Here is an 8,045-nt window from a genome sequence, read left to right as displayed (position 1 = left end):
CCGGTGGCAGCCGGCCGCCGCGGCCGGGTCACCGTGCATCAGGAACAGCCCCAGCAGCAGCGCGCACAGCACCCCGAACCGGGGCACCGCCCCACCGCGTACCGCCATCCCCGCCCCCGCCACCCCGCCGTCCGTCCGACCCGCACCGGCCGCCCTGCTCAAGGTACCCCCACCCGGTATCGCGACGGGATCCGCCGGGCGTCCGGGCACCGTCCGGCTTCCCGAGGCTCCGGGTCCTGCACTACGGTCGACCCGCATGCCGCTACGGGGGAGGTAACCGCATGGCGATCGAGCTGCCCGGTGAAGTCGTGTCACTGCTGTCGTTCATCGGGATCAACTGGCCGACGGTGAACGAGGACAGCGTGCGGGAGTTCGCCTCGCACGTCAGGGAGTTCGCCGGGAACGTGGAGTCCGCCCACCGCGAGTCGACGGCGACCGTGCACGCGCTGGGCGCCGCCTACGAGGGCGCGTCGTACGAGGCACTGCTGGCCAAGTGGTCGCAGCTGTCGGACAGTCACTTCAACGAGCTGGTGCAGGCCTGCCACGCGGTCGCGACGGCGCTGGACGTGGCCGCGGACGTGATCGTGGCGATGAAGCTGGAGACCATCGCCGAGCTGGTGGTGCTGGCGGCGGCGCTGGTGGCGGACCAGGCGGCGGCGGTGGCGACCCTCGGGGCGGCGGAGGCCGCGGTGATCGCCATCGAGGAGGCGGGCAAGCGGCTGGTCAACTACCTGGAACAGCAGCTGGAGCAGTACGTCATCGGGCAGGTGATCGAGGCCGCGATCGACCCGCTGGTCGAGGTGGTCGCGGGCGCGGTGAGCGGGCTGGTCTTCGAGGCGGCGGAGTCCGCACTCGGGGTGTCCGGCGGCGGCGGGGGCACGGGCTTCCGGATCGACCCGGACGCGCTGGACGAGCACGCCCGGCTGATGCACGACCACGCCGAGACGGTGGCCGGCCACGCGCAGGCGTTCCAGGCCAAGGTCGCCGGGGTGAGCTTCGAATGAGCAACCAGATCGTCAGAGCGCTGGAGCACGGCGCGCAGAAGCTCGGCAGGACACTGGCCGAGGACGCCGGCAAGGCGCTGAAGGGCTTCTACCGCAAGGCCGGCGACAACCTGAAGAAGGTCGCCCACAACCACCGCGAGACCGACGCCAAGCACGCCCGCGACCTGGAGCGGATCCTCAAGGGTGAGGACGGCAAAGGGCTGCCGCACCCCCGCTCGGGCGGCGGCGCAGGGCGGGGCGGCGGCTCGCACCCGCGCGGCCGCGGCCGCGACCAGGTACGGAGCCCGCGCACCGAGGGCCGACGGCACGACTCGCGCTGCCCGGGCGGCGAGCCGGTCGACATGGCGACCGGCCGGATGTTCATCGACCAGGTCGACGCGGACCTGCCCGGGTCGCTGCCGCTGCAGTTCACCAGGAACTTCGAGTCCGGCTACCTCGCGGGCCGCTGGATGGGCCCCAGGTGGCTCTGCACCTTCGACGAGCGCCTGGAGATCGACGAACAGGGCGTCGTTCACCTTCGCGCCGACCGGATCACCCAGGCCTACCCGCATCCCGAACCCGGCCTGCCCGTCTTCGCGTCGGCCGGCTCCCGGCACGAACTCGACCTGCACGAAGGCGTCTTCACCGTCACCGACCCCGCGGCCGGCCTGGTCAAGGAGTTCACCCCCACCCCCGAGGGCGACGAGGCCCTGCTCACCCGGGTCCGCGACCGGCACGGCCGCCACTACACCCTCGCCTACGACGCCGACGGCGTCCCGCAGTCCATCACCCACTCCGGCGGCTACCGGCTGCTGGTCACCGTCGACGCCGACCGCATCACCGCCCTGCGCCTCGCCGGGGCCGGCGACAACGGCGGCGACGCGCTCCTCATGCGGTACAGCTACACCGACGGCCACCTCAGCGCCGTCTACAACTCCTCCGGCAAGCCCATGCGCTTCGCCAACGACGCCACCGGCCGCATCCTCTCCTGGACCGACCGCAACGACTCCCGGTACCGCTACACCTACGATCACCTCGACCGGGTGGTCGACGAGGGCGGCACCGACGGCTTCCTCCGCTTCCGCTTCGGCTACGGCGACCCCGATCCCACGACCGGCCTCAGGACCCACACCGAGACCGACGCGCTCGGCCACACCACCACCTACCTGGTCAACGAGCACGCCCAGATCACCTCGCGGACGGACCCGCTCGGCCACACCACCCTCACCGAACGCGACGAGTTCGACCGCCTGCTGGCAGAGACCGACCCGCTCGGCCACACCACCCGCTACGCCTACGACGGCGCCGGCGACCTGGTCACCATCACCCGGCCCGACGGCCTGCAGAGCACCGCCGAGTACGCCGACGGCCTCGCTCTGCCCACCGTCATCACCGCACCGGGCGACGTGACCTGGCGGCAGACCTACGACGGCCGCGGCCGCCGGGTCACGCTCACCGACCCGCTCGGCGCCGTCACCCGCTACGAGTACGACGACCTCGGCCACCCGGTCTCGGTCACGGACGCGCTCGGCGCAGTCACCCGCCTGCGGTGCGACCCGGCCGGGCTCCCGGTCGAGGTGACCGGCCCGACCGGGGCCACCGCCCGCTATCAGCGGGACTCCTACGGCCGCACCGTGGCCATCACCGATCCGCTCGGCGGTGTCACCCGGATGACCTGGACCGTCGAGGGCCGCCCGGCGAGCCGGACCACGCCCGACGGCGCCACCGAGACCTGGACCTACGACGGCGAGGGCAACCGGACCGCCCGCACCGACCCGCTCGGCCGGACCACCACCTTCGAATTCACCCACTTCGAGGCCCTCGCCGCCCGCACCACCCCCGACGACGCCCGCTACACCTTCGGCTACGACGAGAACATGCAGCTCGTCTCCGTCACCGACCCCCTCGGCAAGCAGTGGACCTACGCGTACGACGCGGCGGGACGGCTCATCGGGGAGAGTGACTTCCACGGCCGCACGGTCGGCTACGGCTACGACGCGGCCGGGAGCCTGACGGAGGTGTCCGACGCCCACGGCCGGCAGACCCGCTACCGCTACGACCGGCTCGGCCGGGTCGTGGCCAAGGAGGCCGACGGCCGTGTCACCACGTACCGGTACGACGCCGCCGGCTGCCTGACCGGCGCCGCGGATCCGGACACCCGGATCACCCGGACCGTCGACGCACTCGGCAATCTGCTGACCGAGACCGTCAACGGACGCACCCTCGTCCACCACCGCGACGTCCTCGGCCGCCGGACCCGCCGCATCACACCCGCCGGGCACACCAGCGACTGGACCTACGACCCCGACGGCCGGCCGACCGAACTCACCACGTCCGGCGGCACGTTCGACTTCTCCTACGACGCGGCCGGACGCGAGTGCGAACGGACCGTCGACGGCACGCTCACCCTCAGCAGCGCCTGGGACGGCCGGCACCGGCTCACCGGCCAGACCCTCCGCAGCCGCTCCGCCACCCTGCAACAGCGCGACTACCGCTACCGCGCCGACGGCCACCTCATCGGCGTCACCGCCCAGGTCGGCGGCGGGCGGAGCTTCGAGCTGGACGCGATCGGCCGGGTCACCGCCGTCCGGGCCGAGAACTGGACGGAGAGCTACGCCTACGACCCGACCGGCAACCTCGTCGACGCCCAGTGGCCCGCCGCCGAGCCGGCGAGCGCCGCACTCGGCGCCCGCACCTACCAGGGCACCCAGCTCGTGTCCGCCGGCCGGATCCGGTACGAGTACGACGACCGCGGTCGCACGGTCCTGCGGCAGCGGACCCGGCTGTCCAGGAAGCCCGACACCTGGCGCTACACCTGGGACGCCGAGGACCGGCTGACCGGCGTCGTCACCCCGGACGGCACCTCCTGGCGCTACCGCTACGACCCGCTCGGGCGCCGCACCTCGAAGGAACGGCTCGCACCCGACGGCTCGGCGGTCGAGGAACGCGTCGAGTTCACCTGGGACGGCTCGCACCTCGCCGAGCAGACCACGCACGCCCCGTACCTGCCGGGTCCCTACACGCTCAGCTGGGACCACCAGGGCTGGCGTCCGCTGGCCCAGACCGAGACCATCACCACCCACGAGTCCGCCGGATCCGCGCAGGACCGGATCGACCGCCGGTTCTTCGCCATCGTCACCGACCTCGTCGGGACCCCCACCGAACTCGTCGACCCGGCCACCGAGACCCTCGCCTGGCGCACCACCACGACCCTGTGGGGGACCACCACCTGGCCGAGCGACAGCGCCGCGTACACGCCCCTGCGCTTCCCCGGCCAGTACTTCGACCCCGAGACGCGGCTCCACTACAACCTGCACAGGTACTACGACCCGGAGACCGCCCGCTACACCTCGCCGGACCCGCTCGGGCTCACCCCCGCGCCCAACCCGGACACCTACGTCCACAACCCGCACACCTGGTCCGATCCGCTCGGCCTCTCCCCGCACCCGCCGCGGCCGCCGATGCGGTGGGACCACAACAACATCGACGCCAAGTACGACAAGCACGTCCTGGGGCAGGGGAAGCGTCCCGGCGAGAAGGCCGACATGCCCGAGTACCAGGACCGGGACAAGGACGACGACGGCTTCGGCCGGTACGAGCAGGACGCGGAGCACCTGATGAACCGCCCCCTGGCCCCCGACATCCGGGAGGTGGACCGCGCGAGCGACGGCGCGGTCCTGCGACTGCACACGCCCACGGGCCGGCTGGTGTTCGGGCAGAATGGCAAGATCACGAACTTCTTCCGGCCGGACGACCCGATCGAGTACATGGACAAGGAGAGCAAGCGCTAGTGGGAGCCGACTTCGAACGGGAGTTCTCGCAGGCGTTCACCGCCAAGGGGTGGCGCACCGGGATCACCCCTCGGGAGGCACTGGACCGGTGGCAGCGGTTCGCCACCGACTGCGAGGCCGGGTTCCCCTGGGACCTCGACGACTACCTCAACGACCTGTCCCTGCGAACGGTCCTCTCCGACGTCCTCCCCCGGCTGGCCGGCCCGGAGGCGGGCGGCCTGCGGGACGCGATCGGCCGGATCGACCCGGCGGTCCGGCAGGTGCTGACCGACGACTCGTTCCCGTCCTACCCGATCGACCAGTGGTGGCTGCGCAACAGCCCGTCGTACGCGGCCCGGAGCTTCTGCGAGGAGTTCGAGGCCGCGTACGGCGTCCGCATCCGCCGGCAGTCGCGCTTCGACGACGACGTGGCCGAACTCTCCCGGCTGGTGTCCACCGGCCTCGGGCCGGCCGACGCCTGCCTGCGCCTACGGGCCTCGGGGCGCTACGCCACCACCGCGGACGGCCTGTTCCTGCGCGCGGCCAAGCAAGGCCTCGGCCTCGACCGGCGGGCCGCGAGGGTCCTCTGGTCCTGGCTCACCGGGACCATCACCGACGCCGAACTCCGCTCCTCCCTCGACCAGGTGTGACGACCGGCCCACCCTCGTCATCGAGGCACCCGCACAAGTGCCGGAGAGACCGGTGAACCTCCTCGAGCGACGCAGGCTCCTGCTGGAGAGCAGTGGTCTCACCGTCCTGCCCGACACCGACCAGGAGATCCGGCCGAGTCCGCAGAAGGTGTGGCAAGGCGTCGCGGGGTTCCTGGTCGAGCCCGACGTCAGCGTTCCGACCGCGCGGCCGGACTGGGCCGAGCAGGTCGACACGCGTTGGCGCGAACTCGCCCGCCGGCACGGCCTGATCGGCCCGGACGGCACCTTCCTCATCCATGTCGGCGCCCGCGGCCTCGGGGGCCTCGGCTGGGCCCGGGTCCGCCGGCAGGACGACGCCCGCCTCGCGGCGACACTGACCGACGGGCCCGGGCAGCCGGAATTCGTGACGATGTCCTGCGACGGTCGCACGGCCTGTGGCGTCACGACCGAGGAGGACAGCATCTGGCTCGTCCGCACCGACTCGGAGCCGGACGGCTGAGAGCCGCGATCCTGCTCGGACTCAGATCGCGATGAGCCGTACGCGAGGTCCGCAGAGCCTGGCCAAGTCGTCGACATCCGAGGTGAGTACGGCCACCGGCCCTGCCTGCCGCGGTGCCATCTCGGTCACGGTCACATGCTTCCGGTCGTGCAGGCCCGCCCGTTTCAACTGCTCGGCCGAGGCCTGGCGGCCCAATCGGTGACCGGCTCCACTCGGTGGAGCCTCGTTCGCCCATCGCGGTCCGACCTGCGAGGACGCTCCGTCGCGGGTCAGATCGGCTCGACGGCGATGCGGCCGTGGCACAGGCGGCGCAGACCATCGACATCGCTGGTCACAACAGTCACGTCGCCGTGCTCCGCGTGCGCGGTGGCTGCGAGTATGGCGTCGGTGGCGTACTTATGGCCGTGAAGCCCCTCGGCTGCCAGTAGCTTGCCTGCCGCTCGCGCGATGTCCTCCGTGATGGGGCGCACCTTGGTGAGGGAGACGGCGTGGTCGAATGCCGCCTGCGGCACCTTGGGGTCACGCGCCTCCACCAGTGTGGCCGCACTCGTCACCACCAGAAGATCCAGCGTGCGGGTGACGTCGAGCCACACCGTCATGTCACGATGCCGCCGGGAGAGCTTCGACAGGGCCTCGCTGTCGAGAACGAGGGTGCCGCTCACGCGGCGTCCGTCGGAGCGGAGTCTCCGCGGTGAGCAGCATGGTGTGAGCGGATGCGTTCGGCCTTGGCCGCCGCGTCGGCCGGATCCACCGGCCCGTGCTCGGCTTCGGCCTCCTTGATGTACTCGTCGATGGCTTCGCGCTGGAGCTGTCGCTGCACAGCCTCCTCGATGTACGAGGAGATGCCCTGCTTGCCGGCCCGCGCGCGAATCGCCTCCAGGGTCTCGGCTCGCAGGGAGACGCTGGTGACTCGAGTCTTGCCAGGTCGAGGTGTACTCATACCGAAAATGTAGTACATGATGTGTGAGGCTGTCGGTGGTCGGCTCCGGAGTCATCGACCACACCCCTGATCTCGATGCACGTAGGGTCGGCAGCATGCGACTGAGCACCGTGATCCTCCCCATCCACCGGTGGGGCGAGGGACAGAAGATCTGGCGGCGGGCCGAGGACCTCGGCTTCCACGCCGCGTACACCTACGACCACCTCTCGTGGCGGTCGTTCCGGGAAGAGCCGTGGTTCGGGGCGGTGCCCACCCTGACCGCTGCCGCGACCGCCACCGAGCGGATCCGCCTCGGCACCCTGGTGACCTCGCCGAACTTCCGCCACCCGGTCACCCTGGCCAAGGAACTGCTGACCGTCGACGACATCTCGGACGGCCGGCTGACGGTCGGCATCGGCGTCGGCGGCGTCGGCTTCGACGCGACCGCGATGGGCCAGGAGGCCTGGTCGCCGAAGGAGCGGGCGGACCGGTTCGGGGAGTTCCTGCCGCTGCTGGACCAGCTGCTGACCGAGGACTCGACCACCTCCGAGGGCCGCTACTACTCGGCCGTCGAGGCCCGGAACATCCCCGGCTGCGTGCAGCGGCCGCGGGTGCCGTTCTACGTCGCCGCCACCGGCCCGCGCGGGCTCAAGCTCGCCGCCCAGTACGGCCAGGGCTGGGTGACCTACGGTGACCCGCGCGGCCCGGCGGACGTCCCGGTGGACCAGGCACCCGCCGTGATCGCCGGACAGCTGGCCAAGCTCGCCGCCGCCTGCGAGGAGCGCGGCCGGGACGTCGCGGAGCTCGAGAAGGTCCTGCTCCAGGGGTCGACCGCGGAGCGGCCGCTGGCCTCGCTGGACGCCTTCGTCGACTGGGCCGGCACCTACCAGGAGATGGGCATCACCGAGCTGGTGGTCCACTGGCCGGTACCCGACTCGATCTTCGCCAACGACCTCGCGGTCTTCGAACGGATCGCCACCGAGGGCCTGGCCCAGCTGGGTTGACCTGCGCCTGAACCCCTCAGGGGCGGCGCCCCGGCGCAGTCGGGTGGCCACCACGTGGCCACCCGATTGCGGTTCGATCACGACGTGTCCGATTGATGGCCCATTGGGCCGACTTTCGCTGGGAATGCGGTTGTTGCACCGGTCAGCGGACTCTCATAATTCCAGCTGACACGCGTGTCGGTCGGCTGCACGGGAGCACCGGGGGAGGCCCCGAGGGGCC

At 71.7% G+C, this 8,045-nt stretch carries 7 protein-coding genes; 5 read left to right on the top strand and 2 right to left on the bottom strand.

Going from position 1 to position 8,045, the window contains the following annotated elements; genetic code table 11:
* Positions 1–281: 281 nt before the first annotated feature.
* Genes AA75_RS31105 through AA75_RS31090 form a run of 4 tightly spaced genes read left to right on the top strand, consistent with a single transcriptional unit; the run spans position 282 to position 5,902 of the window.
* Positions 282–1,004 carry a WXG100 family type VII secretion target gene (locus tag AA75_RS31105; protein ID WP_033823635.1) on the top strand — a complete coding sequence of 241 codons (723 nt, stop codon included), beginning with the start codon at positions 282–284 and terminating at the stop codon, positions 1,002–1,004.
* Positions 1,001–4,774, top strand: coding sequence for an RHS repeat-associated core domain-containing protein (locus AA75_RS31100; protein ID WP_033823634.1), 3,774 nt, complete (start codon positions 1,001–1,003; stop codon positions 4,772–4,774). The genes AA75_RS31105 and AA75_RS31100 overlap by 4 nt, the downstream gene beginning before the upstream one ends.
* A complete protein-coding gene (locus tag AA75_RS31095; protein ID WP_033823633.1) occupies positions 4,774–5,403 on the top strand; it encodes a hypothetical protein in 630 nt (209 codons plus the stop codon). Before AA75_RS31100 ends, AA75_RS31095 begins: the two co-directional genes overlap by 1 nt.
* Before the next feature lie 52 nt (positions 5,404–5,455).
* A complete protein-coding gene (locus AA75_RS31090) occupies positions 5,456–5,902 on the top strand; it encodes a hypothetical protein (protein WP_051813826.1) in 447 nt (148 codons plus the stop codon).
* A gap of 269 nt (positions 5,903–6,171) precedes the next feature.
* Here AA75_RS31090 and AA75_RS31085 read toward each other — a convergent pair whose 3' ends face one another.
* Both AA75_RS31085 and AA75_RS31080 read right to left on the bottom strand, forming a co-directional pair.
* A complete protein-coding gene (locus AA75_RS31085) occupies positions 6,172–6,564 on the bottom strand; it encodes a type II toxin-antitoxin system VapC family toxin (RefSeq protein ID WP_033823632.1) in 393 nt (130 codons plus the stop codon).
* Positions 6,561–6,842: a hypothetical protein gene (locus tag AA75_RS31080; RefSeq protein WP_033823661.1), complete on the bottom strand. Its 282-nt coding sequence runs from the start codon at positions 6,840–6,842 to the stop codon at positions 6,561–6,563. The genes AA75_RS31085 and AA75_RS31080 overlap by 4 nt, the downstream gene beginning before the upstream one ends.
* Positions 6,843–6,937: 95 nt before the next feature.
* Between AA75_RS31080 and AA75_RS31075 the strand changes: the two genes are divergently transcribed.
* Positions 6,938–7,825, top strand: coding sequence for an LLM class flavin-dependent oxidoreductase (locus AA75_RS31075; RefSeq protein ID WP_033823631.1), 888 nt, complete (start codon positions 6,938–6,940; stop codon positions 7,823–7,825).
* Positions 7,826–8,045: the final 220 nt, after the last annotated feature.

Source organism: Kitasatospora sp. MBT63 (genome assembly GCF_000710465.2).
Classification (GTDB): Bacteria; Actinomycetota; Actinomycetes; order Streptomycetales; family Streptomycetaceae; genus Kitasatospora.
Note: the sequence above shows the minus strand (reverse complement) of the source record. Positions and strands in the feature narration are given on the sequence as shown.

Excerpts from the sequence above, each read along its gene's own strand:
- AA75_RS31080 (WP_033823661.1), bottom strand. The coding sequence starts at position 6,842 with ATGAGTACACCTCGACCTGGCAAGACTCGAGTCACCAGCGTCTCCCTG.
- AA75_RS31100 (WP_033823634.1), top strand. The coding sequence starts at position 1,001 with ATGAGCAACCAGATCGTCAGAGCGCTGGAGCACGGCGCGCAGAAGCTC.
- AA75_RS31105 (WP_033823635.1), top strand. The coding sequence starts at position 282 with ATGGCGATCGAGCTGCCCGGTGAAGTCGTGTCACTGCTGTCGTTCATC.
- AA75_RS31075 (WP_033823631.1), top strand. The coding sequence starts at position 6,938 with ATGCGACTGAGCACCGTGATCCTCCCCATCCACCGGTGGGGCGAGGGA.